Raw genomic sequence first — 25,353 nt, forward strand, 5'->3', positions numbered from 1 at the left:
CGTATCAAACAGCTTATGTTTCGACTGACACACCGCTTTCGCGAGCAGGCTCGCTCCCACAAGGGAATCAGCGATGTTCTGCAGATTCCTCGCGCAATCCAGTAAACTGCCGCACGTTTTTCGTTGAGTGTGTTTTTCATGCAAATTGCTTTGGCGCCCATGGAGGGGTTGGTCGACAACATCCTGCGGGACGTGCTGACCCGTGTGGGCGGTATCGATTGGTGCGTGACCGAATTCATTCGGATCAACGATCAGCTGCTCACGCCTGCCTATTACCACAAGTTCGGCCCGGAACTGCTGACCGGCGCCCGGACCGCCTCCGGCGTGCCGCTGCGGGTGCAACTGCTCGGCTCCGATCCGGTGTGCCTGGCGGAAAACGCCGCATTGGCCTGCGAGTTGGGTTCCGAAGTCATCGACCTGAACTTTGGCTGCCCGGCCAAGACCGTCAACAAATCCCGTGGCGGCGCGGTGCTGCTCAAAGAGCCTGAACTGCTCAACCAAATTGTCGAACACGTCCGTCGCGCGGTGCCAGCGCACATTCCAGTGACCGCCAAGATGCGCCTCGGTTTCGACAGCCCGGACGGTGCACTGGTTTGCGCCACGGCCTTGGCCGAAGGCGGCGCGGCGCACATCGTGGTTCATGCGCGTACCAAGACCGATGGCTACAAGCCGCCAGCCCACTGGGAATGGATCCCTCGGGTGCAGGACGTGGTCAAGGTGCCGGTGTTTGCCAACGGCGACATCTGGAGCGTTGAAGACTGGCGCCGTTGCCGCGAAATCAGCGGCGTCGAAGACATCATGCTCGGTCGTGGTCTGGTATCGCGCCCGGATCTGGCCCGGCAAATCGCCGCCGCCCGCGCCGGTGAAGACGTCGTCGAGATGACTTGGGCCGAACTGCTGCCGCTGATTCAGGACTTCTGGCTGCAAGCCAAGGCGCAGATGACGCCACGTCAATCGCCGGGCCGCTTGAAGCAGTGGCTGGCGATGCTGACCCGCAATTATCCTGAAGCGGTAGAGCTGTTCACCGTCCTGCGTCGTGAGACCGAACTGGATAATGTCTCGCGTTTACTGGGTCTGCAGGTGTCTGAAGCGGCCTGAATCTACTTAAAAAAAATCTGAAAAAAATCTCTTGAAAATCAATCAGCGGTCCTTATCTAAGGATTACGCGATGCCGAATTCGGGTCGCGGAGACAAAAAAACTTGCTGATTATGTTCAGGAGATTTGAATCATGAATACTGCATTTTCCCTGGCCCCACTGTTCCGTTCCTCGGTAGGTTTCGACCGTTTCAACGACCTGTTCGAAACCGCCCTGCGCAATGAGCCAGGCAGCACCTATCCACCCTACAACGTTGAAAAATACGGTGATGACCAATACCGCATTGTTGTCGCGGCCGCCGGTTTCCAGGAAGAAGACCTGGACCTGCAAGTGGAGAAAGGTGTGCTGACCATCAGTGGCGGCAAACGTGACGCGGACGAAAACGTCACTTATCTGTACCAAGGCATCGCTCAGCGCGCCTTCAAACTGTCGTTCCGTCTGGCGGACCATATTGAAATCAAGGCCGCCGAACTGCGCAACGGTTTGTTGAGTATCGACCTGCTGCGCGTGATTCCGGAAGAAGCGAAAGCCAAACGCATCCCGATCAACGGGACGCAGAAGCCGGCTCTGCAGCACTGAGTCAGAGCAACGAAAAGGGCGCCATCCACTGGCGCCCTTTTTTGTGCCTATCTGTAGCAGCTGTCGAGCTTGCGAGGCTGCGTTCGGCTGCGCAGCAGTCGTGAATTCAGACGGCGCGGTGTTTCAGTAAGACCTTGCAGGCAGGTTTTACGACTGCTGCGCAGCCGAACGCAGCCTCGCAAGCTCGACAGCTGCTACAGCCGAACGCAGCGGCTCGGCAGCTGCTACATCGACTCATTTCAACAGTTTCTGAAACTCCTCCACCGGCAACGGCCGACTGTGTAAATACCCTTGATACAAATGGCAGCCCAGCCCCTGCAAAAACGCCAATTGTTCCAGGTTTTCCACCCCTTCGGCGATGACTTCCAGCTCCAGACTGCGGGCCATGGCAACGATGGCGCGAATGATTTCGGCATCGTTGGGGTCGGTGGTGGCGTCGCGGATGAACGACTGGTCGATTTTCAGGGTGTCTACCGGCAGGCGTTTGAGGTAGGTCAGCGATGAATAACCGGTACCGAAATCGTCCATGGCAAAGCTCACGCCGAGTTTTTTCAGGCGCCGCATTTTGCTGATGGTGTCGTCCAGGTTCTGGATGACGATGCCTTCGGTAATTTCCAGTTTCAGCAGCGAGCAGGGCAGGCCATGGCTGCCGAGGCTGTGTTCGATGCGTTCGACGAAATCGTTCTGGCGGAACTGCCGGGGGCTGATGTTCACGCACAGGCTGAAATCGAGCGGATCGATCAGGCCCTCGGCGATCAGGTGTTTGAAGGCCGCGCAGGCTTCGTCGAGGATCCACGTGCCGACTTCCAGAATCAGCCCGCTGTCTTCCAGCACCTTGATGAACTCGGTAGGCGATTGCGCGCCCAGTTGTGGATGGTGCCAGCGCACGAGGGCTTCGGCGCCGGTTATGCGGTTGTCTCGAGCATCCACCTGAGGTTGGTATTGCACGCTGAACTCACCCCGGGAAAGGGCCAGGCGCAGATCGGTTTCCATGCGCAGGCGTTCGCTGGCGGCCTTTTGCATGGTGTTGTGATACATCTGCGTGGTATTGCGACCCGAGTCCTTGGCGCGGTAAAGGGCGATATCGGCGCGTTTGAGCAGGTCGGTCGGGGTCGAGCCGTGGTCGGGGATCAGTGCGATGCCGATGCTCGGCGTTACTTGCAGGCGCTGTCCGTCGAGGAACATCGGTTCGGACAGCAGTTCGCGCAAGGTGTCCGCCAGCTCCCGGACCTGAGCGCTGACGTCGCTGCGCGAGCCTTCCAGGCCGCTGAGCAGCACCACGAATTCATCACCGCCCAGACGCGCGACGGTGTCTTCCATGCGCACGCTGGCTTCAAGGCGCGCGGTGATGATTTTCAGCACCGTATCGCCCACCGGATGGCCAAGGGAGTCGTTGATGTGCTTGAAGTGGTCGAGGTCGAGGAACATCAGCGCGCCGCGCAGGTTGTGGCGCTTGAGCAGGGCGATCTGCTGGCTCAGGCGATCCATCAACAGTGCGCGGTTGGGCAGGTTGGTCAGCGGGTCGTGGTAGGCCAGGTGACGGATCTGCGCTTCGGCATTTTTCAGCAGGCTCACATCCCGCGCGGTCAGCAGCAGGCACGCCGTTTCGTTGAGGGTGATCGGCTCCACCGAGACTTCGACGGTCAGCAGTTCGCCGCGTTTGTTGCGCCCCAGCATTTCCTGATGGTGAACCCGGCCCTTGATCTGTAGCTCCGCCAGCAGCGCCGAGCGTTGTTTTTCTTCGGCCCAGATACCGACTTGATACACCGTGCGGCCGATCACTTCATCAGCGCGGTAGCCTGTCAGGCGACAGAAACCATCGTTAACCTCCAGATAGCGTCCGGTGTCGCGCTCGGTAATCGTGATGGCGTCGGGACTTGAGTGGAAGGCCTTGGCGAACTTCTCCTCGCTGGCCTTGAGCGCCGCTTCCGAACGTTGCTGCTGGGTGATGTCGCGCAGGGTGGTAACGATGCACGGCTGGTCGCCGACGCTGATCTGCCGGCTGGAAATCACGCAGGTCAGGGACTGCCCATTCTTGTGCTGAACGATGATCGCCACATTGTTCAGGCCCTGTTCGCGGATGACCTGTTCGATCCTTTGCAGACTCTTTGCCGAAGCGTCCCACAGGCCGATTTTGTCGGCGCTGCGACCAATCACGTCCGTGGTGCTCCAGCCGAATGTCTGAGTGAAACTGGAGTTGATCTCGATGAAATGGCCGGTATCCTGGCGCGTGACGCAGATCGGGTCCGGGCTGACCTGGAACAAGGTGGCGAATTTCTCTTCCGACGCCACCAGTTGCTGTTCGCGCTCCACCTGATCAGTGATGTCCAGCAGTGTGCCGGCCATGCGCAGCGGGTTGCCGTGGTCGTCGCGATAGAGTCTGGCGCGGCTTTCCAGGTAGCGCGAACTGCCGTCCTGCAGCTGCACCCGGTACGTCAGTTGATAATTGCCGGCCGGGCCCTCGCGCAAGCTGCGGTAGGCGTCACGCATGGTGCCGCGCTCTTCGTCGGGTACGCCTTCGAAAAATGCATCGAAGGATTCATGGAAGGGTTTGGGGTCCAGCCCATGCAACTGGGCGGCCCGCGCCGAGCCGTAAAGCATGCCGCTGGGAATGTGCCAGTCCCAGGTGCCGAGTTGCGCCGAATCCAGGGCCAGGTCGAGGCGTTCCTGGCTGTCTTTGAGGGCGTGCTCGGCGATTTTACGTTCGGTGGTGTCGAGGAACGTGCTCAGCAGATATGGCTGACCTTCGAGTTCGACCTTTTGCGCGCTGAGGATGCCGTCGTGGACCTGCCCATTGCTGGCGCGAAACTGCACCTCCATGTTGATCAGTTCGCCTTTGGCCTTGGTGGCCTTGACCAATTCAGCTCGTTGCTCCGGATTGACCCAAAGGCCCAGCTCCAGGGTGGTTCGGCCGATGGCGTCCTGCACCGGCCAGCCGAACAGGCTTTCGAAATACTGGTTGGCTTCGCTGATCAGGCCGTCTTCCTGACGGGTCAGCAGGACCATGTTCGGGCACAGGTGAAACAACGTGGCGAAGCGTTTTTCCGAACTGCTCAGCGCCTGTTCGCGCTGGCGCTGATGGGTGATTTCACGAATGACCCCAATCATTCGCGGTCGGCCGTTTTTGTCCGGCAGCAGGCTGCCATTGATTTCCAGCCAGTGCAGGCTGCCGTCGGGCCAGCGTATGCGATGGTGCATGGCCTGTGCCAGCGGGGCGCCGGCGATCACTGCATTGAAGGCGCGGACGGCTTTCGCCCGGTCTTCCTGAGGCAGTAGGTCGAGGTATTCCAGGTCCTCGGGCAACGGTTGCCGGGGATCGAAGCCGAACAGCGCCTGAGTACCGCGGGACCAACTGATCTGTCCCCGCTCGATGTCCCAATACCAGGCACCCAGCCGGGCGCCGTTGAGGGCCGCCAGCAACTGCGGGGCGCTTTCCCAGCTCTGCTCGGACCGTTTTGGGTCAAGTGCCTGAATTCGCGGCATCGGCGGCATACGTTCAACAGATTTGGGCATGGATAACAGGCCTTGGGCTGAATTGGGCGTTAGGCACAGGGTTTTGAGGCTCTATAGGCGTAGCACAAAAAGAAGAAGCACAGCTTAGCCGCGAGTCCCTGGCTGATCGATTTGTGCATCCAGCAGAGCCATGAAGGCCCGTGCCGCGTTCGACAGCGTCCGTTCGGTGTGCAGGATATAGCCTAGCTGGCGAGTGAGCTGTATGCCCGGCAAAGGTATGCGCGTCACTTGATCGTCCAGCATGGTGCGCGGCAAAACGCTCCAGGCGAGGCCGATCGAGACCATCATCTTTATGGTTTCCAGATAATTCGTGCTCATGGCGATGTTCGGCGTCAGGCCCTGGGCCTCGAACAGGCGCTGCACGATGTGGTGGGTAAAGGTGTTGCCTCCAGGGAAAACCGCGGGGTGCAGGGCGATATCCGCCAGGCTCACGGGACCGTTAGCGATCAGCGAATGCTCCGGGGCGACCACGAAATCCAGCGGGTCGTCCCACACGGGCATGGCTTTGACCAGTGCGTGGGGTTCCGGTGCAAGGGTGATTACCGCCAGTTCGGCGCGGCCATGGAGGATTTCTTCGTAAGCCACTTCCGAATCGAGGAACTGAATATCCAGCGCAACTTGTGGGTAACGTCGAGTGAACTCCCTTAATAAGGGCGGCAAACGGTGCAGGCCAATGTGATGACTGGTGGCCAATGTCAGACGACCGGAGACTTCGCCGGTCAGGTTGGTCAGGGCTCGGCGGGTGTCATCCAGCACATTAAGGATCTGATAGGCCCGTGGCAGCAGGGCGCGACCGGCTTCGGTCAAGCTGACTTCCCGGCCCAGTCGATCGAACAGCCGCACCTTCAATTGCTGTTCCAGCCCGGCGATGCGCTTGCTGATGGCGGGTTGCGTCAGGTGCAGCCGTTCGCCGGCCCCGGAGAAGCTCCCAGTCTCGGCAATCGCGATAAAAGCATTGAGGTTGGCGAGGTCCATGATGATGTCTCGGTGGCATTCCAGTTGGTTATGCAAAGCATAAAAAATATGAATTTGAGTTATTTAATGTAACCCCCTAGGATCGACCTCACAAGCCAAGGGGTTATTGAAACTTTCAAGATCCGGGGCATAGAAACAAGCTGATGAGGAACCGTCTGATGGCCGGCAAAACGCTCTACGACAAGCTCTGGGATTCGCATTTGGTCAAGCAGCGCGACGATGGCTCGGCGCTGATCTATATCGATCGTCACATCATCCACGAAGTGACCTCGCCGCAAGCCTTCGAAGGCTTGCGTCTGGCCGGGCGCAAGCCTTGGCGCATCGATGCCAATATCGCGACCCCCGACCACAACGTTCCGACTACTGCGGAGCGCAAGGGCGGCATCGAAGCGATTGTCGACCAGGTCTCGCGTTTGCAGGTTCAGACCCTCGACGATAACTGTGACGAATACGGCATCGTCGAATTCAAGATGAATGATGTCCGCCAAGGCATCGTCCACGTCATCGGCCCGGAGCAGGGCGCAACCTTGCCGGGCATGACCGTGGTTTGCGGCGACTCCCACACCTCGACCCACGGCGCATTCGGTGCCCTGGCTCACGGTATCGGCACTTCCGAGGTCGAGCACGTGCTCGCCACTCAGTGCCTGGTTGCGAAAAAGATGAAAAACATGTTGGTGTCCGTCGAAGGCCAATTGCCGTTCGGCGTGACCGCCAAGGACATCGTCCTCGCTGTGATCGGCAAGATCGGCACCGCCGGCGGTAACGGCCATGCCATCGAGTTCGCCGGTAGCGCGATTCGCGACTTGTCCGTTGAAGGCCGCATGACCATTTGCAACATGGCGATCGAGGCTGGCGCTCGCGTAGGTCTGGTGGCCGCCGACGAAAAAACCGTGGCGTACGTCAAGGGCCGTCCATTTGCTCCGAAAGGCGCGGAATGGGACTTGGCTGTCGAGGCCTGGAAAGACCTGGTTTCCGACGCGGATGCCAAGTTCGACACCATCGTCGAACTCGATGCCACTCAGATCAAGCCGCAAGTCAGCTGGGGTACCTCGCCCGAGATGGTCTTGGCTGTTGATCAGAACGTTCCCGATCCTGCGAAGGAAATGGACCTGGTCAAGCGTGGCTCCATCGAACGCGCCTTGAAATACATGGGTTTGACCGCCAATCAGGCGATCACCGACATTCAGCTGGACCGCGTATTCATTGGTTCCTGCACCAACTCGCGGATCGAAGACCTGCGCGCCGCTGCCGTGATCGCCAAGGGCCGCAAAGTGGCTTCAACCATCAAGCAGGCCATCGTGGTGCCGGGTTCGGGGCTGGTGAAGGCTCAGGCTGAATCCGAAGGCCTGGACAAGATTTTCCTCGAAGCCGGTTTTGAATGGCGCGAGCCGGGTTGCTCGATGTGCCTGGCGATGAACCCGGACCGTTTGGAGTCGGGCGAGCATTGCGCGTCGACCTCCAACCGTAACTTCGAAGGCCGTCAGGGCGCCGGTGGCCGTACGCACCTCGTCAGCCCGGCCATGGCCGCCGCCGCCGCTGTGAACGGGCGTTTCGTCGACGTCCGTGAATTGATCTAAAGGAGCGCAGCATGAAAGCTTTTACCCGGCACACTGGTCTTGTCGCGCCTTTGGATCGTGCCAACGTCGACACCGATCAGATCATTCCGAAGCAGTTCTTGAAGTCGATCAAGCGCGCCGGTTTCGGTCCGAACCTGTTCGATGAGTGGCGTTATCTGGATGTTGGCCAGCCGTATCAGGACAACTCCAAGCGCCCGTTGAACAAGGACTTCGTCCTTAACGCCGAGCGTTATCAGGGCGCCAGCGTGTTGCTGGCCCGCGAGAACTTCGGTTGTGGCTCCAGCCGCGAACACGCGCCGTGGGCGCTGGAAGAGTACGGTTTTCGCAGCATCATCGCGCCGAGCTATGCCGACATCTTCTTCAACAACAGCTTCAAGAACGGCTTGCTGCCGATCATCTTGAGCGACGCTGAAGTCGATGAACTGTTCCAGCAGGTTGAAGCGGCTCCGGGCTATCAGTTGCAGGTTGATCTGCAAGCTCAGACCGTGACCCGTCCGGATGGCAAAGTGTTGAATTTTGAGATTGACGCGTTCCGCAAGCACTGCCTGCTCAATGGCCTGGACGATATCGGCCTGACCTTGCAGGACCACGAGGCGATTGCCACGTTTGAAGCCAAACATCGCGCGAGTCAGCCGTGGTTGTTTCGTGATGCGTGATTTTGCGTAAGGCGTAAGAACGCCTTCGCGGGCAAGCCTCGCTCCTACGGTTGAAATGCATTCCCCTGTAGGAGCGAGGCTTGCCCGCGAAGAGGCCTGCACAGACACCGCAAAACTGATTCCCAAAAGGAAGTCCCATGACCAGCACCGCCCAGCACAGTCAGGTAGTACAAAAGCAATTCGGTGAACAGGCCTCGGCCTACCTGAGCAGCGCCGTACACGCTCAAGGCACTGAATTCGCGCTGCTACAGGCTGAACTGGCAGGGCGGGGCGATGCCCGTGTGCTCGACCTCGGTTGCGGTGCCGGTCATGTGAGTTTTCACGTGGCTTCGCTGGCCAAGGAAGTGGTGGCTTACGATTTGTCCCAGCAGATGCTCGATGTGGTCGCCGCAGCCGCTGTCGACCGAGGTTTGAGCAATGTGACCACGGTCAACGGCGCCGCCGAGCTTCTGCCCTTCGCCGATGGCGAGTTCGATTTCGTCTTCAGCCGCTATTCGGCGCACCATTGGAGCGACCTCGGGCTGGCCCTGCGGGAAGTTCGTCGGGTGCTGAAGCCGGGCGGGGTGGCGGCGTTCATCGATGTGTTGTCACCGGGCAGCCCGTTGTTCGACACTTACCTGCAAAGCGTCGAAGTGCTGCGCGACACCAGCCATGTGCGCGATTATTCTGCCGGTGAGTGGTTGCGTCAGGTCAGCGAAGCGGGGTTGCATACCCGCAGCACCACACGCCAGCGGCTGCGCCTTGAATACACGTCCTGGGTCGAGCGCATGCGCACACCGCAAGTGATGCGCGCGGCGATCCGCGAGTTGCAGCAGTCGATGGGCAATGAAGTTCGCGAATATTTTGAGATTGAGGCCGATGGTTCGTTCAGTACAGATGTGTTGGTGCTGTGGGCTGAGAGATAAACGCCCGAAGACTTTTTCCGGGAGTGCCCTTGGGCGCACCGACTGATGACATGAGGAAAGCATGAGCAAGCAGATTCTGATTCTCCCGGGTGACGGTATTGGCCCGGAAATCATGGCCGAAGCGGTCAAGGTGCTGGAGCTGGCGAACGACAAGTACAGCCTGGGCTTCGAACTGAGTCATGACGTGATCGGTGGCGCCGCCATCGACAAGCACGGCGTGCCGCTGGCCGACGAAACCCTGGCCCGTGCCCGTGCCGCCGATGCGGTATTGCTGGGCGCCGTGGGTGGCCCGAAATGGGACACTATCGAACGTGACATCCGCCCTGAGCGCGGCCTGCTGAAAATCCGTGCACAACTGGGCCTGTTTGGCAATCTGCGTCCGGCGATCCTGTACCCGCAACTGGCCGAGGCTTCCAGCCTGAAGGCAGAAATCGTTGCTGGCTTGGACATCTTGATCGTCCGTGAACTGACCGGCGGCATCTACTTCGGCGCGCCACGCGGTGTGCGTGAACTGGAAAACGGCGAGCGTCAGGCTTACGACACTCTGCCGTACAGCGAAACTGAAATCCGCCGTATCGCCCGTGTCGGTTTCGACATGGCCCGAGTGCGCGGCAAGAAGCTGTGCTCGGTGGACAAGGCCAACGTGCTGGCGTCCAGCCAACTGTGGCGTGAAGTCGTCGAGCAAGTGGCCAAGGACTACCCGGACGTCGAACTGAGCCACATGTACGTCGACAACGCCGCCATGCAACTGGTGCGTGCACCGAAGCAATTCGACGTGATCGTCACCGACAACCTGTTCGGCGACATTCTTTCCGACGAAGCGTCGATGCTCACCGGTTCGATCGGCATGCTGCCGTCGGCGTCGCTGGATGCCAACAACAAAGGCATGTACGAGCCGTGCCACGGTTCGGCGCCGGACATCGCTGGCAAGGGCATTGCCAACCCGTTGGCGACCATTCTGTCGGTGTCGATGATGCTGCGTTACAGCTTCAATCTGCAGGACGCGGCCGATGCCATCGAGCAGGCCGTGAGCCTGGTATTGGATCAGGGCCTGCGCACAGGCGACATCTGGTCGACCGGTTGCACGAAGGTTGGTACGCAGGAAATGGGCGATGCAGTAGTCGCCGCGCTGCGGAATCTGTAATCTCTTTGGCCCGCTGCAACTTTCAACCATGAAAGCAGCGGCCCACTTTTAAGAAGGTGTAGTTGCGATGAAACGTGTAGGTCTGATCGGTTGGCGCGGTATGGTCGGTTCCGTGCTCATGCAGCGGATGCTGGAAGAGCAGGATTTCGATCTTATTGAGCCGGTGTTTTTCACCACTTCCAATGTCGGTGGCCAAGGCCCGTCCGTGGGCAAGGACATTGCTCCGCTCAAGGACGCTTACAGCATTGAAGAGCTGAAAACCCTCGACGTGATTCTGACCTGCCAGGGTGGCGACTACACCAGCGAAGTCTTCCCGAAGCTGCGCGAAGCCGGCTGGCAGGGTTACTGGATCGACGCCGCTTCCAGCCTGCGCATGCAGGATGACGCGGTGATCGTGCTGGACCCGGTGAACCGCAAGGTCATCGACCAGCAGCTCGATGCGGGCACCAAGAACTACATCGGCGGCAACTGCACCGTCAGCCTGATGCTGATGGGCCTGGGTGGCCTGTTTGAAGCCGGCCTGGTCGAGTGGATGAGCGCGATGACCTATCAGGCGGCCTCCGGTGCCGGCGCGCAGAACATGCGTGAACTGATCAAGCAAATGGGGGCGACCCACGCCGCTGTCGCCGATCAACTGGCCGACCCGGCCAGCGCCATCCTCGACATCGATCGCCGTGTTGCCGAAGCCATGCGCAGCGACGCGTACCCGACTGAAAACTTCGGCGTACCGCTGGCCGGCAGCCTGATCCCGTGGATCGACAAGGAACTGCCGAACGGTCAGAGCCGCGAAGAGTGGAAGGCCCAGGCCGAGACCAACAAGATCCTCGGTCGCTTCAAGAGCCCGATCCCGGTCGACGGCATCTGCGTGCGCATCGGCGCCATGCGTTGCCACAGCCAGGCGCTGACCATCAAGCTGAACAAAGACGTGCCGATCGCCGACATCGAAGGGCTGATCAGCCAGCACAACCCTTGGGTCAAACTGGTGCCGAACAACCGCGAAATCAGCATGCAGGAGCTGAGCCCTACAAAGGTTACCGGTACCCTGAACGTGCCGGTTGGCCGTCTGCGCAAGCTGAACATGGGTTCGCAGTTCGTCGGTGCCTTCACCGTCGGCGACCAACTGCTGTGGGGCGCGGCCGAACCGCTGCGTCGCATGCTGCGGATTCTGCTTGAGCGTTGATCGATTGATGTAATGAAGAACCCGCGCCTTGAAAGATGTGCGGGTTTTTTTTGGAAGTTGTGCCGTCTGTCAGGGCCTCTTCGCGGGCAAGCCTCGCTCCTACATGGAATCTCGCCGCTCTTGTAGGAGCGAGGCTTGCCCGCGAAGAGGCCGGCACAGCCCCCACAAATCCCCAGCCCAATTGCCTCACTGCCAACCACCCGGTAAAGTGCCGCTCCCCCCGTTTCGCCTGAGGTAGAACCATGAGCCAGTCCTTCGATATTGCCGTGATCGGCGCCACCGGTACTGTCGGCGAAACACTCGTCCAGATTCTCGAAGAGCGGGATTTTCCGGTCGCTAACCTGCACCTGCTGGCGAGCAGTGAATCGGCCGGGCATTCGGTGCCGTTTCGCGGCAAGAACGTGCGGGTGCGGGAAGTCGATGAATTCGATTTCAGCAAAGTCCAGTTGGTGTTCTTTGCCGCCGGCCCGGCGGTGACCCTCAGTTTCGCTCCGCGTGCCACGGCCGCCGGTTGCTCACTGATTGATCTGTCCGGCGCCTTGCCGGCCGATCAGGCGCCGCAAGTGGTGCCTGAGGCCAACGCTGAAATTCTGGTCGGCCTGAAAAAGCCCTTCCAGGTCAGCAGCCCAAGCCCTTCGGCCGCGACGTTGGCGGTAGTGCTGGCGCCGTTGCTCGGTTTGCTCGACCTGCAACGCATCAGCCTGACGGCGTGTCTGGCGGTCTCTGCCCAAGGCCGCGAAGCGGTCACCGAGCTGGCCCGGCAAACCGCCGAGCTGCTCAATGTACGTCCGCTGGAGCCAGCGTTTTTCGATCGACAGATGGCTTTTAACCTGCTGGGGCAAGTCGGTAAACCTGATGATCAGGGCCATACGTTGCTGGAAAAACGCCTGGTGCGCGAACTGCGTCAGGTCATGGCGCTTCCTTCATTAAAGATTTCTGTCACTTGTATTCAAGCTCCGGTGTTTTTCGGCGATAGCTTTAGCGTGACCTTGCAGTCTTCAAGCGCTGTCGACCTGGCGAAAGTCAACGCGGCACTGGAAGCGGCGCCCGGTATCGAACTGGTCGAGGCGGGTGATTACCCGACCCCGGTAGGCGACGCGGTAGGGCAGGACGTGGTTTACGTTGGTCGGGTTCGCAGCGGGATCGACGACCCGGCGGAACTTAATATGTGGCTGACGTCAGATAACGTACGCAAAGGGGCCGCGCTCAATGCTGTGCAGGTGGCTGAATTGTTGATAAAAGACCTGCTGTAAAAGATACTTGGCAACAATTTATCGAATGATTCCCGTCGAGCGTCATGCTTGGCCGGAATGCTAAAGGTGAGCCACCCCGCAGGGCTTCCCATTGCATGAATAAAATGATCGCGCGCGACGACCCTTCGCCGCCGCGCGCAATGCCTTACGGCAGCGGCAATCAACACCTTCTCGCTGGCCGAGGAATGTTCAAACAAAGGAAGAGGTTATGGTTCAAGTTCGCAAACTGGTGTTAGCAATAGCGGCCGCCTCGGCGCTGTCCTCCGGTATGGCGCATGCCCTCGGGCTCGGGGAATTGACCCTGAAATCGACGCTGAACCAGCCTCTGGTCGCAGAGATCGAGTTGCTCGACGTCAAGGACCTTACGGCTGCCGAAGTGGTACCGAGCCTGGCCTCGCCCGAAGATTTCGCCAAGGCTGGTGTCGATCGTCAGGCGTTTCTCAATGACCTGACCTTCACCCCGGTGCTTAACGCCAGCGGCAAAAGCATCCTGCGCGTCACGTCCAGCAAACCGCTGTCCGAACCGATGGTCAAATTCCTGGTTCAGGTGATGTGGCCCAACGGTCGTCTGCTGCGCGATTACAGCGTGCTGCTTGATCCGTCCAAATTCTCGCCGCAGACCGCCGATGCTGCCGCACAACCGGCGCCAGCCGAAACGGTAACCGCGCCAGTCACCGGCGCGACCAAATCGTCGCAATACACCACCACGCCGCGCGATACCTTGTGGGAAATCGCCGCGAAGGCGCGTAATGGCGGTTCGATTCAGCAGACCATGCTGGCCATCCAGGCGCTGAACCCGGATGCGTTCATCGACGGCAACATCAACCGGCTGAAAACCGGTCAGGTGCTGCGTCTGCCTGATCAGGTGCAGAGCACCAACCTGCCACAACCCACGGCCATCGCTGAGGTCGCCGCGCAGAACACCGCGTGGCGTCAGGGCCGTCGCTATGTTGCGAAACCGGGAACCGGTCAGCAGCAACTCGACGCCACCAAGCGCGCTCGCGGTGAAGGTGCTTCGCCGCAAGCCGCCGCAGATAAACTGAGCCTGGTCTCTGCCGACCCCGGCAAGGGCGGCAAAGGTGCCGCCGGTGATGCGAAAGCGTTGAACGATAAGCTGGCCGTCACCGCGGAAAGCCTCGACGCGACTCGTCGTGACAACGCCGAATTGAAAAGCCGCATGAGTGATCTGCAAAGTCAGCTGGACAAGCTGCAACGCCTGATCGAACTGAAGAACAACCAATTGGCCAAGTTGCAGGCCGAAGGCGGCGCGGATGCACCGGCTTCGAGCGCTCCGGCGATGTCGGCTGAGTTGGCGGCAAACCCTGCGGCAACGCCAGCGAATGCGGCTCCGGCAGTTCCTGCGCCAGAGGCTGCTGCACCAGAAGCCGTTCCGGCAGCAGCCGTCGAGCCAACACCTGCAACATCCGACGATCAGAAATTCAACGAGCTGCTGACCAATCCGATCCTGCTGGGGCTGGTGGGTGGCGGTGCGGTGGTGCTGCTGCTCTTGCTGCTGTTGCTGGCTCGTCGCCGTAAAGCTCAGCAAGAGGCCGAGAAGCATCTGCGCATGGCCCGTGCCTTGGAGGAGGAGCAAGAGTTCTCCGTCGACCAGGATCTGCCGGAAAGCAGCTTCGAAGGCTTGGAAGTTCCGCCGCCGAGTGTGAAACTCGCGACCGCACCAACGCCAGCACCCGCGCCGGCCCCGGTGATTGCTCCGGTTGTGGTGACGCCGCCGATCGCTGTGCCACTGGTCTCGCCTGCCGCCGAGCGATCCGAGCGTTCCGACGACGTACTGGCCCAGGCGCAGTCGCACATTGCAGGTGGTCGTCTGAATCAGGCTGCCGCATTGCTGGAAGACGCTATCAAGCAAGAGCCGCAACGCAGTGACCTGCGCTTGAAGTTGATGGAAGTCTACGGTCAGCAGGGCGACCGCGATGCGTTCGTCGCCGAGGAGCGTCAACTGGTGGCCAACGGCGATAACTTCGCCCGGGTCGAAGAGTTGAAAAGCCGCTTCCCGGCCATGGCTGTTGTGGCGGCCAGCGGTCTGGCTGCGGCTGCAATCGCCGCCGAGCTGGACGCGCAATACGTCAAGGACCTGCTGCTGGACGAGCCGCAAGCCCCGGAACCGGCATTGTCTGACTTCGACAGCGCATTCGATCTGAGCCTGGACGATTTGGAAGCGGCTACTCCGATCGCGCCAGTTGTTTTGGCGGAGCCAGAGCCAGCACCGGCACCAGAACCAGAAGCTCTGGCTGAGCTGGACGAATTCCCGCTGGACGACGATCTGAGCTTTGAGTCGGTGCTGCAGCAACAGACTGAGATCAAGGAAAACCTCGACGACCTGTCGGACTTCGATCTGGACATGGATCTGGGCGGCAATGCCTCCCCGGCAACCCTGGCCGAAGATGACTTCCTGTTGAGTCTGGATGAAGATCTCAAGGGTTTGCCTGCCGCCGAAGCGTTGCCCGTGACCGAGCCGACGCTCGACGACCTGGAGCTGCCTGCGGATTTCGACCTGTCACTGGCCGATGAAATGGACGCTGCCCCGGATCAACCTGACGCCTTCGAAAGCGAACTCAACGACGTCAACGCCGAACTGGATCGTCTGTCCCAGAGCCTCGGTGAGCCAAGCTTCACCGCCGAAGACGCTTTGGCCTCTGCGGCCGATGAGCCGGACTTCGATTTCCTCTCCGGCACCGACGAAGTCGCCACCAAACTCGACCTGGCCCAGGCCTACATCGACATGGGCGACAGCGACGGCGCTCGGGACATCCTCAATGAGGTGGTGACCGAGGGTGATGCTGGTCAGAAGAGCGAAGCCAAGGACATGCTCTCGCGTCTGGCGTGAATCATCGGTAAGGCATAAACAAAACGGCAGCCCATCGAGGCTGCCGTTTTTGTTTGGGCGGTGATGCGATGGCGCCTGTTGGATCGCCTTCGCGGGCAAGCCTCGCTCCTACAGTTGATCGGGGTTGTCCACATCATTTACGCAAGGCACTAATCCCCTGTGGGAGCGGGCTTGCTCGCGAAGGGGGCATCCCATTCGACATCCATGGCGGCAGTTACTCCGCTTTCGCGAGCAAGCCCGCTCCCACATTTGATCGGGGTTGCCCGCATTATTTGCGCCAGACGCCAATCCCCTGTGGGAGCGAGCCTGCTCGCGATGAGGGCATCCCGTTCAACATCAAAACCGGCATTGCACCGGTCGGGTAGGGCGCAGAAAACACACGGCTCTGGCATCCCGGTCCGGTGGCCTTATAATGCCTGCCTTTGCGTAGATCAGCAGGCTGTCACCCCTTGGCAAATATAGATAATCCGGCCGCCGAAATGGCGGCCGACGGCTTTTTCCGGATCGCGTTGGGTGTTGAGTACAAAGGTTCGCGCTATCGCGGCTGGCAGCGTCAGGCCTCCGGCGTGGCCACGGTGCAGGAAACCCTCGAAAAGGCCTTGTCCAAAGTCGCCGACTCACCGGTGTCGCTGCATTGCGCAGGGCGTACCGACGCCGGTGTGCATGCTTGCGGGCAAGTGGTGCATTTCGATACCCAGGTCGAGCGTTCGATGAAGGCCTGGGTCATGGGTGCCAATATCAATTTGCCGCATGACATCAGCGTCAGTTGGGCCAAAGTCATGCCGGCGGATTTCCATGCGCGATTCAAGGCCATTGCCCGGCGCTATCGCTACGTGATCTACAACGATCAGATCCGCCCGGCGCACCTGAACGACGAAATCACCTGGAACCACCGTCCATTGGACGTCGAGCGCATGTCGGAGGCCGCTCAGTACCTGGTCGGAACCCATGACTTCAGCGCATTTCGCGCCGGTCAGTGCCAGGCCAAGTCGCCGATCAAGGAGCTGCATCACCTGCGCGTCACGCGTCATGGCAAAATGATCGTGCTGGATATCCGCGCCAGCGCGTTCCTGCACCACATGGTGCGCAACATCGCAGGCGTGCTGATGACCATCGGTGCCGGCGAGCGTCCCGTGGAATGGATGAAGGAAGTCCTGGAAAGCCGTGTGCGTCGTTCCGGTGGGGTGACGGCCCATCCGTTTGGCCTGTACCTGGTGCAGGTCGAGTACCGCGATGAGTTCGAATTGCCCGAGCGTTACATCGGCCCACACTTCCTGACCGGCTTCTCGGAACTTGACGGCTGACGCCTTCGAACGCTTTTGTTACCATCCGGAACTTTCCCGGATTTGTCCTGAGGTTCTATCGACATGTCAGCCGTTCGCAGCAAAATTTGTGGGATTACCCGCATAGAGGATGCGTTGGCTGCGGTCGAGGCCGGGGCCGATGCCATCGGATTTGTGTTCTACGCCAAAAGCCCGCGGGCCGTGACGTTCCAGCAGGCGAGGGCAATCATCAAGGCCTTGCCGCCATTCGTGACCACCGTGGGTTTGTTCGTCAATGCCAGCCGCTGCGAGTTGGGGGAAATCCTCGATGCCGTGCCGCTGGACCTGTTGCAGTTCCATGGCGACGAAACCGCTGCCGATTGTGAAGGCTGGCATCGCCCGTACATCAAGGCGTTGCGGGTCAAGGCCGGTGATGACATCGCAGCCGCTTGCGATGCCTACGCCAGTGCCAGCGGAATTCTGCTCGACACGTATGTCGAAGGCATTCCCGGCGGAACCGGTGAAGCGTTCGATTGGTCTCTGATACCGCAAGGCCTGAGCAAACCGATCATCCTGGCGGGCGGCTTGACGCCAGACAACGTCGCCGAGGCGATTGCCCGGGTTCGGCCTTACGCGGTGGACGTCAGCGGTGGAGTAGAGGCGAGCAAGGGCATCAAGGATCACGCAAAGATTCAGGCATTCATCAAAGCGGTTGTAGGAGCTGTACGATGATGTGACGGCTGGCACACTGCCGCCGTCCACAGCTTGGTAGAAAAGAGGCTGAGGATGTTTTGGGTTGTACGCAGGTCGCATCTCGCTGACCCGGCAAGCCATCGATCATCGCCGCACACATGAATTTAGCTCAAGGGCATACGCGGGGCTGCGAACCAGAGCGTTCGGGCCGCCGGTACTGGAGAAAGAAAGCATGAGCAACTGGTTAGTAGACAAACTGATCCCTTCGATCATGCGTTCCGAGGTCAAGAAGAGCTCGGTGCCTGAAGGTTTGTGGCACAAATGCCCGTCTTGCGAGGCGGTGCTGTATCGTCCGGAGCTGGAAAAGACCCTGGACGTTTGCCCCAAGTGCAACCACCACATGCGTATTGGCGCACGCGCGCGCATCGACATCTTCCTTGATGCTGACGGCCGTGCCGAACTGGGCGCGGACCTGGAGCCGGTTGACCGTCTGAAATTCCGCGACGGCAAGAAGTACAAGGATCGCCTGACCGCTGCGCAGAAGCAGACCGGCGAAAAAGACGCACTGATCTCCATGAGCGGCTCCCTGCTGGGCATGCCGGTGGTGGTGTCGGCCTTTGAATTCTCCTTCATGGGTGGCTCGATGGGCGCCATCGTCGGTGAGCGCTTTGTGCGCGCCGCCAATTACGCTCTGGAAAACCGTTGCCCAATGATCTGCTTCGCCGCCTCCGGTGGTGCGCGGATGCAGGAAGCGCTGATCTCCCTGATGCAAATGGCCAAGACCTCCGCGGTGCTGGCGCGTCTGCGTGAAGAAGGCATTCCGTTCATCTCGGTACTGACCGACCCGGTCTACGGTGGTGTTTCCGCCAGTCTGGCGATGCTCGGCGATGTAATCGTCGGTGAGCCGAAAGCCCTGATCGGTTTCGCCGGCCCGCGCGTTATCGAGCAAACCGTTCGCGAAAAACTGCCGGAAGGCTTCCAGCGCAGTGAGTTCCTGCTGGAACACGGCGCGATCGACATGATCATTCATCGTCAGGAACTGCGTCTGCGTCTGGGCAACCTGCTGGCACAAATGATGGGCCTGCCGACGCCAAAATTCGTCGCCGCGCCTATCGAGCCGATCGTTGTTCCGCCGGTGCCTGCCAACCTATGACCCAACGCACCCTTGGCGAGTGGCTCGCCTACCTTGAACAGTTGCATCCTTCGGCCATCGACATGGGGCTGGAGCGTTCGCAACAGGTAGCGTCCCGCATGGGACTGGGCAAGCCGGCGCCTCGGGTGATCACGGTCACCGGCACCAACGGCAAGGGTTCTACCTGCGCGTTCGTGGCTTCATTGCTGCGGGCGCAGGGCCTGAACGTGGGTGTCTACAATTCTCCGCACCTGTTGCGTTACAACGAGCGGGTGCAGGTCAATGGTGTCGAAGCCACTGACGCCGAGCTGTGCGAAGCCTTCGCTGCTGTCGAGGCCGGTCGTGGCGACACTTCCCTGACGTACTTTGAAATGGGCACCCTGGCGGCGTTCTGGCTGTTTCAACAGGCAGGGCTTGATGCGGTGGTGCTGGAAGTGGGTCTGGGCGGGCGTCTGGACACGGTCAACGTGGTCGATGCGGACATGGCGCTGGTCAGCAGCATCGGCGTCGATCATGCGGACTATCTGGGTGATACCCGTGAATCCGTGGCTTACGAAAAAGCCGGCATTTTCCGCCAGGGTGCGCCTGCGCTCTGTGGCGATCTGAATCCCCCTCAACCTCTGCTGGATAAAGCGCGCGAGCTCAATTGCCCGTTTTTCCTGCGTGGGCGCGATTTCGACCTGGGTATCACCGATTACAACTGGCAATGGCGCGGCCTCGATGCTCAAGGGCGTGCAGTCGAATTGCATGATCTGCCATTGCTTGATCTGCCGATGGAAAACGCCGCACTGGCGTTGCAGGCTTACCTGCTACTCGGCTTGCCTTGGGTGGATACGCAGATTATTGATGCCCTGAAAGCGACACGCGTGGTCGGTCGTCTCGATCGCCGTCAGTTCGACTGGCAGGGCAAGCGTCTGAATGTGTTGCTGGACGTGGGGCACAATCCTCATGCGGCAGAATACCTGGCTCGTCGTCTGGCCAGTCGACCGCCGGCAGGCAAGCGTCTGGCGGTGTTCGGGTTGTTGGCGGACAAGGATCTGGATGGTGTGGTCGGTGAATTGAATGCTAGTGTCCAGCATTGGGCTGTCGCCCCGCTGGATTCGCCGCGGGCGCGGCCCGTTGAGCAGTTGCACGCGGCGTTGCAGAACCTTGGCGCCTCGGTAACGTCTTATGACAGCGTGGCCGCAGCCCTGGAAGGGCAGTGCGCGCAGGCGACGAGCGACGACGAAATTCTGTTGTTCGGATCATTTTATTGTGTCGCCGAGGCCCTTGAATGGCTGGCCCGGCACTCCACGGAGGAAGCGGCAAATGGCTTTGCTGGATAAGGCGTACAAGCAGCGCATGGTCGGTGCCCTGGTGCTGGTGGCGCTGGCGGTGATTTTCCTGCCAATGCTGTTTTCCCGTCAGGACGAACAGCGCCAGGTGAGGGTCGACGCACCGGCAGCGCCGCAAGCGCCGGCTGTGCCGCAAGTGCAGGTCGAACCGGTGGTGGTGCCTGAACCGCAGGCATTGCCGCAGGAGCCTGTGCCAAGCGATGAGGAAATTGTCGCGCAGCAAGCGCCGTCGACACCGATTGCGCCAAGTGCTCCCGTGGCCCCAGCGCCACCGGCTGCCAAACCGGTCACGCCACCTCCGGCGCCAGTTGTTAAGCCTGTGCCGGCACCTGCCCAGCCAATTGCTGCCGCACCGAGCAAGCCGGCTACCACCCCAAGCCGCGTCGATGCCAATGGCCTGTCGGTCAGTTGGTCGGTGCAACTGGCGAGCCTGGCGAGTCGAGAAAGCGCTGAAAGCTTGCAAAAAACCCTGCGCAGCCAAGGCTATAACGCCTATATCCGCTCCGCCGATGGAAAAAATCGGGTGTTCGTCGGGCCGCTGATCGAGCGCGCGGAAGCCGATCGTCTGCGTGACTTGTTGAGTCGTCAGCAGAAGCTCAAGGGTTTTGTGGTGCGTTTCCAGCCTGAGCGCGGTTAACACCGACGGCTATTGGTAGCAGCTGCCGAGCCTGCGAGGCTGCGTTCGGCTGCGAAGCAGTCGTAAATCCTGCTAATGCGATGTGCCTGATGCACCGCAGGGCTCCATTTTACGACCGCTGCGCAGCCGAACGCAGGCTTCGCCAGCTGCTACACGGGCGGGGCGTAGCTTAGGCAAGGGAAAACTATCTCCCTGATTTTAAAAGCACTGACAATCTCAGCTTACCGACAGCCATGGGCTCTGCTAAAATGCGCCGCCTTATCTGTCTGTAGGCTGCACTGTGCCATTTACCTGGGTTGACTGGGCGATCGTTGCAATCGTCGCCATCTCCGCTTTGATCAGTCTTAGCCGCGGCTTCGTCAAAGAAGCACTCTCGCTGCTGACCTGGATCATCGCAGGAGGCGTTGCCTGGATGTTCGGTGGTTCATTGTCCGAGTACCTTGGCGGATATATCGAAACGCCGTCGGCTCGCGTGATCGCGGGCTGTGCCATCATGTTTGTCGCCACTTTAATCGTAGGCGCAATGATCAATTATCTTATCGGCGAATTGGTTCGCGTCACCGGGCTATCCGGGACCGATCGATTTCTCGGCATGGCCTTCGGCGCTGCGCGTGGCGTGTTGCTGGTGGTTGTGGCGGTCGGGCTGTTGAGCCTGGGGCCGGTACAGCAAGACGGGTGGTGGCAAGAGTCACAGCTCGTGCCAAAATTTCTATTGGTTGCAGACTGGTCCAAAAACCTGATTCTGGGGTGGAGTAGTCAGTGGCTTGCCAGCGGAATCAGCGTACCCGCTGATATACCGTTCAAGGAGCATCTCTTGCCGACGGCCAAAACGCCTCAGTGAGTTGTGTTCAGTTCAGATCCATTAAGTAGGGGTTGCGTCGCATGTGTGGCATCGTCGGTATCGTCGGTAAGTCGAACGTCAATCAGGCGCTGTATGACGCGCTAACCGTCCTCCAGCACCGCGGCCAGGACGCTGCCGGTATCGTGACCAGCCATGATGGCCGGTTATTCCTGCGCAAGGACAATGGGCTGGTGCGTGACGTGTTTCATCAGCGTCACATGCAGCGCCTGGTCGGCCACATGGGCATTGGCCATGTGCGTTACCCGACCGCGGGCAGCTCGACTTCGGCCGAGGCCCAACCGTTTTACGTCAACTCGCCGTATGGCATCACCTTGGCGCACAACGGTAATCTGACCAACGTTGAACAACTGGCCAAGGAGATTTACGAATCTGACCTGCGCCATGTCAACACTAACTCCGATTCGGAAGTGCTGCTCAACGTGTTCGCACACGAACTGGCCCAGCGCGGCAAGTTGCAGCCGACCGAAGAAGACGTGTTCGCTGCCGTCACCGACGTGCACAACCGTTGCGTCGGCGGTTACGCGGTCGTCGCGATGGTGACCGGTTACGGCATCGTCGGTTTCCGCGATCCGCACGGCATCCGCCCGATAGTCTTCGGTCAGCGTCACACCGACGAAGGCGTCGAGTACATGATCGCCTCCGAAAGCGTCTCTCTGGACGTGCTCGGTTTCACCCTGATTCGCGATCTGGCGCCGGGCGAAGCGGTCTACATCACTGAAGACGGCAAGCTGCATACTCGTCAGTGCGCGACCAACCCGTCGCTGACTCCGTGCATTTTCGAACACGTCTACCTGGCGCGTCCGGACTCGATCATTGATGGCGTTTCGGTCTACAAGGCCCGCCTGCGCATGGGTGAGAAGCTTGCCGAGAAGATCCTGCGCGAGCGTCCGGATCACGACATCGACGTGGTCATCCCGATTCCGGACACCAGCCGCACCGCGGCCCTGGAGCTGGCGAACCACTTGGGCGTCAAGTTCCGCGAAGGCTTCGTGAAGAACCGCTACATCGGCCGGACCTTCATCATGCCGGGGCAGGCTGCACGGAAAAAATCCGTACGCCAGAAGCTCAACGCCATCGAACTGGAATTCCGCGGCAAGAACGTGATGCTGGTGGACGACTCCATCGTTCGCGGCACCACCTGCAAGCAGATCATTCAGATGGCTCGCGAAGCCGGCGCCAAAAACGTCTATTTCTGCTCCGCGGCACCGGCCGTGCGTTACCCGAACGTCTACGGCATCGACATGCCGAGCGCTCACGAGCTGATCGCCCACAACCGTTCGACCCAGGACGTTGCCGACCTGATCGGCGCTGACTGGTTGATCTATCAGGACCTGCCTGACTTGATCGAAGCGGTCGGTGGCGGCAAGATCAAGATCGAGAAGTTCGATTGCGCGGTGTTCGACGGCCAGTACGTCACCGGCGACGTCGACGAGGCTTACCTGAACAAGATCGAGCAGGCGCGCAACGATGCCTCCAAGGTCAAGACCCAGGCAGTCAGTGCGATCATCGATCTGTACAACAACTGAGTTCCTACCTACCGGCCTGTATCTGTAGGAGCGAGGCTTGCCCGCGAAGGCGGTATCACAGGCAACATTGATGTTGAATGTGACGACCCCTTCGCGGGCAAGCCTCGCTCCTACAGTAATGGGTGTTCTCCTGCAGGCCGGTTTTGTATCTATTACTCTTTTTATTTCAAGAGCACGGCAAGGAGTGACAGCATGAGTCAGGATTGGGATGCTGGTCGGCTGGACAGCGACCTCGAAGGCGTAGCGTTCGATACCCTGGCCGTACGCGCCGGTCAGCACCGCACGCCGGAAGGCGAACACGGTGATCCGATGTTCTTCACTTCCAGCTACGTATTCCGTACCGCCGCCGACGCGGCCGCGCGCTTTGCTGGCGAAGTGCCGGGTAACGTTTACTCGCGCTACACCAACCCGACCGTACGCGCGTTCGAAGAACGTATTGCCGCGCTGGAAAGCGCCGAGCAAGCCGTGGCCACCGCGACCGGCATGGCCGCAATCATGGCGGTAGTGATGAGCCTGTGCAGCGCCGGCGATCATGTTCTGGTCTCGCGTAGCGTGTTCGGCTCGACCATCAGCCTGTTCGAGAAGTACTTCAAGCGCTTCGGCATCGAAGTCGATTACGTGCCTCTGGCGGACTTGTCCGGCTGGGATGCGGCGATCAAGGCCAGCACCAAGTTGCTGTTCGTCGAATCGCCGTCCAACCCGCTGGCCGAGCTGGTAGACATCAAGGCGCTGTCGGAAATTGCTCACGTCAAGGGCACGATGCTGGTGGTCGACAACTGCTTCTGCACCCCTGCGTTGCAGCAGCCGTTGAAACTGGGTGCGGACATCGTTGTGCACTCGGCGACCAAGTTCATCGACGGCCAAGGCCGTTGCATGGGCGGCGTTGTGGCCGGTCGTAGCGAGCAGATGAAAGAAGTCGTCGGTTTCCTGCGTACCGCCGGGCCGACTCTGAGCCCGTTCAACGCCTGGATTTTCCTCAAGGGCCTGGAAACGCTGAGCCTGCGCATGAAGGCGCACTGCGCCAATGCCCAGCAACTGGCCGAATGGCTGGAGCAGCAGGACGGTATCGAGAAAGTCCATTACGCCGGTCTCAAGAGCCATCCGCAGCACGAGTTGGCCCTGCGTCAACAGAAGGGTTTCGGGGCGGTCGTGAGTTTCGAGGTCAAGGGCGGCAAAGAGGGCGCCTGGCGCTTTATCGATGCGACTCGCCTGATCTCCATTACCGCCAATCTGGGCGACAGCAAAACCACCATCACGCACCCGAGCACCACCTCCCACGGTCGTCTGGCGCCGCAAGAGCGTGAAGCGGCAGGGATCCGTGACAGCCTGATCCGCGTTGCGGTCGGTCTGGAAGACGTCGCAGACCTGCAGGCCGATCTGGCGCGCGGGTTGGCTGCCTTGTGATCGAGTTGTCGACGCCGACCACGGGCACCCATGGCCGGGTCGCGCTGGTCACCGGTGCTGCGCGCGGCATCGGTCTGGGGATTGCGGCTTGGCTGATCAGCGAAGGCTGGCAGGTGGTGTTGACTGATCTGGATCGTGAGCGCGGTTCGAAAGTGGCGAAGGTGCTTGGCGAAAACGCCTGGTTCATCGTCATGGACGTTGCCAACGAAGCACAAGTGGCGCTGGGCGTGGCTGAGGTTTTAGGTCAGTTCGGGCGTCTGGATGCGCTGGTGTGCAATGCGGCGGTGGCCGACCCGCATAACATCACCCTGGAAAGCCTCGATCTGGCCTACTGGAACCGGGTCCTGGCGGTGAACCTCAGCGGGCCGATGCTGTTGGCCAAGCACTGTGCGCCGTACCTGCGCGCTCACAGCGGCGCCATCGTCAATCTGGCCTCGACCCGTGCCGCGCAGTCGGAACCCAACACAGAGGCTTATGCGGCGAGCAAGGGCGGTCTGTTGGCCCTGACTCACGCCTTGGCTATCAGTTTAGGGCCGGAGATTCGCGTCAACGCGGTCAGCCCGGGCTGGATCGACGCGCGAGACCCTGCGGCACGGCGTGCCGAACCGCTGACCGACGCCGATCATGCGCAGCATCCGGCGGGCAGGGTAGGGACGGCCGAGGACGTGGCGGCGATGGTGGCGTGGTTGCTGTCGAAGAACGCCGGGTTCGTCACGGGCCAGGAGTTCGTGGTCGATGGTGGCATGACCAAGAAGATGATTTACAGCGAGTAATAG

20 protein-coding genes are annotated in these 25,353 nt (G+C 60.3%); 18 read left to right on the top strand and 2 right to left on the bottom strand.

The window, feature by feature from the left end; all coding sequences use genetic code 11:
* The first annotated feature begins 138 nt into the window (after nucleotides 1–138).
* Both ACYZT2_RS11355 and ACYZT2_RS11360 read left to right on the top strand, forming a co-directional pair.
* A complete protein-coding gene (locus ACYZT2_RS11355) occupies nucleotides 139–1,098 on the top strand; it encodes a tRNA dihydrouridine synthase (protein ID WP_038980070.1) in 960 nt (319 codons plus the stop codon).
* Between the two features lie 131 nt (nucleotides 1,099–1,229).
* On the top strand, nucleotides 1,230–1,676 hold the full coding sequence (locus tag ACYZT2_RS11360; protein ID WP_461972135.1) for an Hsp20 family protein: 447 nt from the start codon (nucleotides 1,230–1,232) through the stop codon (nucleotides 1,674–1,676).
* Between the two features lie 234 nt (nucleotides 1,677–1,910).
* Here ACYZT2_RS11360 and ACYZT2_RS11365 read toward each other — a convergent pair whose 3' ends face one another.
* Both ACYZT2_RS11365 and ACYZT2_RS11370 read right to left on the bottom strand, forming a co-directional pair.
* Nucleotides 1,911–5,189: a PAS domain S-box protein gene (locus ACYZT2_RS11365; protein ID WP_461972137.1), complete on the bottom strand. Its 3,279-nt coding sequence runs from the start codon at nucleotides 5,187–5,189 to the stop codon at nucleotides 1,911–1,913.
* 84 nt (nucleotides 5,190–5,273) lie between these two features.
* Complete coding sequence (locus tag ACYZT2_RS11370; RefSeq protein ID WP_461972139.1) at nucleotides 5,274–6,164, bottom strand: LysR family transcriptional regulator; 891 nt, start codon at nucleotides 6,162–6,164, stop codon at nucleotides 5,274–5,276.
* A gap of 158 nt (nucleotides 6,165–6,322) precedes the next feature.
* Between ACYZT2_RS11370 and leuC the strand changes: the two genes are divergently transcribed.
* The 16 genes from leuC to ACYZT2_RS11450 all read left to right on the top strand — a co-directional run bounded on the left by leuC (nucleotide 6,323) and on the right by ACYZT2_RS11450 (nucleotide 25,350).
* Nucleotides 6,323–7,741: a 3-isopropylmalate dehydratase large subunit gene (gene leuC, locus ACYZT2_RS11375; protein WP_461972141.1), complete on the top strand. Its 1,419-nt coding sequence runs from the start codon at nucleotides 6,323–6,325 to the stop codon at nucleotides 7,739–7,741.
* An 11-nt stretch (nucleotides 7,742–7,752) separates the two neighbouring features.
* Nucleotides 7,753–8,397, top strand: coding sequence for a 3-isopropylmalate dehydratase small subunit (gene leuD / locus ACYZT2_RS11380; protein ID WP_461972143.1), 645 nt, complete (start codon nucleotides 7,753–7,755; stop codon nucleotides 8,395–8,397).
* Nucleotides 8,398–8,534: 137 nt separating this feature from the next.
* On the top strand, nucleotides 8,535–9,302 hold the full coding sequence (locus ACYZT2_RS11385) for a class I SAM-dependent methyltransferase (protein WP_461972145.1): 768 nt from the start codon (nucleotides 8,535–8,537) through the stop codon (nucleotides 9,300–9,302).
* Nucleotides 9,303–9,363: 61 nt separating this feature from the next.
* Nucleotides 9,364–10,446, top strand: a complete 1,083-nt coding sequence (gene leuB / locus ACYZT2_RS11390) for a 3-isopropylmalate dehydrogenase (protein ID WP_461972147.1) — start codon at nucleotides 9,364–9,366, stop codon at nucleotides 10,444–10,446.
* Between the two features lie 67 nt (nucleotides 10,447–10,513).
* The gene (asd, locus tag ACYZT2_RS11395) at nucleotides 10,514–11,626 is read left to right on the top strand and encodes an aspartate-semialdehyde dehydrogenase (RefSeq protein ID WP_047531244.1); all 1,113 of its coding nucleotides are present in this window, start codon (nucleotides 10,514–10,516) and stop codon (nucleotides 11,624–11,626) included.
* Between the two features lie 242 nt (nucleotides 11,627–11,868).
* A complete protein-coding gene (locus tag ACYZT2_RS11400) occupies nucleotides 11,869–12,879 on the top strand; it encodes an aspartate-semialdehyde dehydrogenase (protein WP_461972149.1) in 1,011 nt (336 codons plus the stop codon).
* 208 nt (nucleotides 12,880–13,087) lie between these two features.
* Nucleotides 13,088–15,727: a FimV/HubP family polar landmark protein gene (locus ACYZT2_RS11405; RefSeq protein ID WP_461972151.1), complete on the top strand. Its 2,640-nt coding sequence runs from the start codon at nucleotides 13,088–13,090 to the stop codon at nucleotides 15,725–15,727.
* A 479-nt stretch (nucleotides 15,728–16,206) separates the two neighbouring features.
* On the top strand, nucleotides 16,207–17,031 hold the full coding sequence (gene truA / locus ACYZT2_RS11410; protein WP_305506799.1) for a tRNA pseudouridine(38-40) synthase TruA: 825 nt from the start codon (nucleotides 16,207–16,209) through the stop codon (nucleotides 17,029–17,031).
* Between the two features lie 63 nt (nucleotides 17,032–17,094).
* On the top strand, nucleotides 17,095–17,721 hold the full coding sequence (locus ACYZT2_RS11415) for a phosphoribosylanthranilate isomerase (RefSeq protein ID WP_461972153.1): 627 nt from the start codon (nucleotides 17,095–17,097) through the stop codon (nucleotides 17,719–17,721).
* Between the two features lie 193 nt (nucleotides 17,722–17,914).
* Nucleotides 17,915–18,835, top strand: a complete 921-nt coding sequence (gene accD, locus ACYZT2_RS11420; protein ID WP_461972155.1) for an acetyl-CoA carboxylase, carboxyltransferase subunit beta — start codon at nucleotides 17,915–17,917, stop codon at nucleotides 18,833–18,835.
* Complete coding sequence (folC, locus tag ACYZT2_RS11425; RefSeq protein ID WP_461972157.1) at nucleotides 18,832–20,139, top strand: bifunctional tetrahydrofolate synthase/dihydrofolate synthase; 1,308 nt, start codon at nucleotides 18,832–18,834, stop codon at nucleotides 20,137–20,139. The genes accD and folC overlap by 4 nt, the downstream gene beginning before the upstream one ends.
* A complete protein-coding gene (locus tag ACYZT2_RS11430; RefSeq protein WP_461972159.1) occupies nucleotides 20,123–20,785 on the top strand; it encodes an SPOR domain-containing protein in 663 nt (220 codons plus the stop codon). The genes folC and ACYZT2_RS11430 overlap by 17 nt, the downstream gene beginning before the upstream one ends.
* A 280-nt stretch (nucleotides 20,786–21,065) precedes the next feature.
* Entirely contained in the window at nucleotides 21,066–21,626 is a 561-nt protein-coding gene (locus ACYZT2_RS11435) for a CvpA family protein (RefSeq protein WP_052965529.1), read from the top strand.
* A gap of 41 nt (nucleotides 21,627–21,667) precedes the next feature.
* Nucleotides 21,668–23,173: an amidophosphoribosyltransferase gene (gene purF / locus ACYZT2_RS11440; RefSeq protein ID WP_007905939.1), complete on the top strand. Its 1,506-nt coding sequence runs from the start codon at nucleotides 21,668–21,670 to the stop codon at nucleotides 23,171–23,173.
* A 192-nt stretch (nucleotides 23,174–23,365) separates the two neighbouring features.
* Complete coding sequence (locus ACYZT2_RS11445) at nucleotides 23,366–24,577, top strand: O-succinylhomoserine sulfhydrylase (RefSeq protein ID WP_461972162.1); 1,212 nt, start codon at nucleotides 23,366–23,368, stop codon at nucleotides 24,575–24,577.
* A complete protein-coding gene (locus ACYZT2_RS11450) occupies nucleotides 24,574–25,350 on the top strand; it encodes an SDR family oxidoreductase (protein WP_461972164.1) in 777 nt (258 codons plus the stop codon). Before ACYZT2_RS11445 ends, ACYZT2_RS11450 begins: the two co-directional genes overlap by 4 nt.
* Nucleotides 25,351–25,353 lie beyond the last annotated feature (3 nt).

The organism is Pseudomonas sp. MDT1-85 (genome assembly GCF_054898065.1).

Bases quoted from the DNA above. Each gene is read 5' to 3' on its own strand.
- folC (WP_461972157.1), top strand. From the start codon at position 18,832: ATGACCCAACGCACCCTTGGCGAGTGGCTCGCCTACCTTGAACAGTTG.
- ACYZT2_RS11400 (WP_461972149.1), top strand. From the start codon at position 11,869: ATGAGCCAGTCCTTCGATATTGCCGTGATCGGCGCCACCGGTACTGTC.
- leuD (WP_461972143.1), top strand. From the start codon at position 7,753: ATGAAAGCTTTTACCCGGCACACTGGTCTTGTCGCGCCTTTGGATCGT.
- asd (WP_047531244.1), top strand. From the start codon at position 10,514: ATGAAACGTGTAGGTCTGATCGGTTGGCGCGGTATGGTCGGTTCCGTG.
- ACYZT2_RS11430 (WP_461972159.1), top strand. From the start codon at position 20,123: ATGGCTTTGCTGGATAAGGCGTACAAGCAGCGCATGGTCGGTGCCCTG.
- ACYZT2_RS11415 (WP_461972153.1), top strand. From the start codon at position 17,095: ATGTCAGCCGTTCGCAGCAAAATTTGTGGGATTACCCGCATAGAGGAT.
- ACYZT2_RS11360 (WP_461972135.1), top strand. From the start codon at position 1,230: ATGAATACTGCATTTTCCCTGGCCCCACTGTTCCGTTCCTCGGTAGGT.
- leuB (WP_461972147.1), top strand. From the start codon at position 9,364: ATGAGCAAGCAGATTCTGATTCTCCCGGGTGACGGTATTGGCCCGGAA.
- ACYZT2_RS11385 (WP_461972145.1), top strand. From the start codon at position 8,535: ATGACCAGCACCGCCCAGCACAGTCAGGTAGTACAAAAGCAATTCGGT.
- purF (WP_007905939.1), top strand. From the start codon at position 21,668: ATGTGTGGCATCGTCGGTATCGTCGGTAAGTCGAACGTCAATCAGGCG.
- ACYZT2_RS11355 (WP_038980070.1), top strand. From the start codon at position 139: ATGCAAATTGCTTTGGCGCCCATGGAGGGGTTGGTCGACAACATCCTG.
- truA (WP_305506799.1), top strand. From the start codon at position 16,207: ATGGCGGCCGACGGCTTTTTCCGGATCGCGTTGGGTGTTGAGTACAAA.
- ACYZT2_RS11405 (WP_461972151.1), top strand. From the start codon at position 13,088: ATGGTTCAAGTTCGCAAACTGGTGTTAGCAATAGCGGCCGCCTCGGCG.
- ACYZT2_RS11445 (WP_461972162.1), top strand. From the start codon at position 23,366: ATGAGTCAGGATTGGGATGCTGGTCGGCTGGACAGCGACCTCGAAGGC.
- accD (WP_461972155.1), top strand. From the start codon at position 17,915: ATGAGCAACTGGTTAGTAGACAAACTGATCCCTTCGATCATGCGTTCC.
- ACYZT2_RS11365 (WP_461972137.1), bottom strand. From the start codon at position 5,189: ATGCCCAAATCTGTTGAACGTATGCCGCCGATGCCGCGAATTCAGGCA.
- leuC (WP_461972141.1), top strand. From the start codon at position 6,323: ATGGCCGGCAAAACGCTCTACGACAAGCTCTGGGATTCGCATTTGGTC.
- ACYZT2_RS11370 (WP_461972139.1), bottom strand. From the start codon at position 6,164: ATGGACCTCGCCAACCTCAATGCTTTTATCGCGATTGCCGAGACTGGG.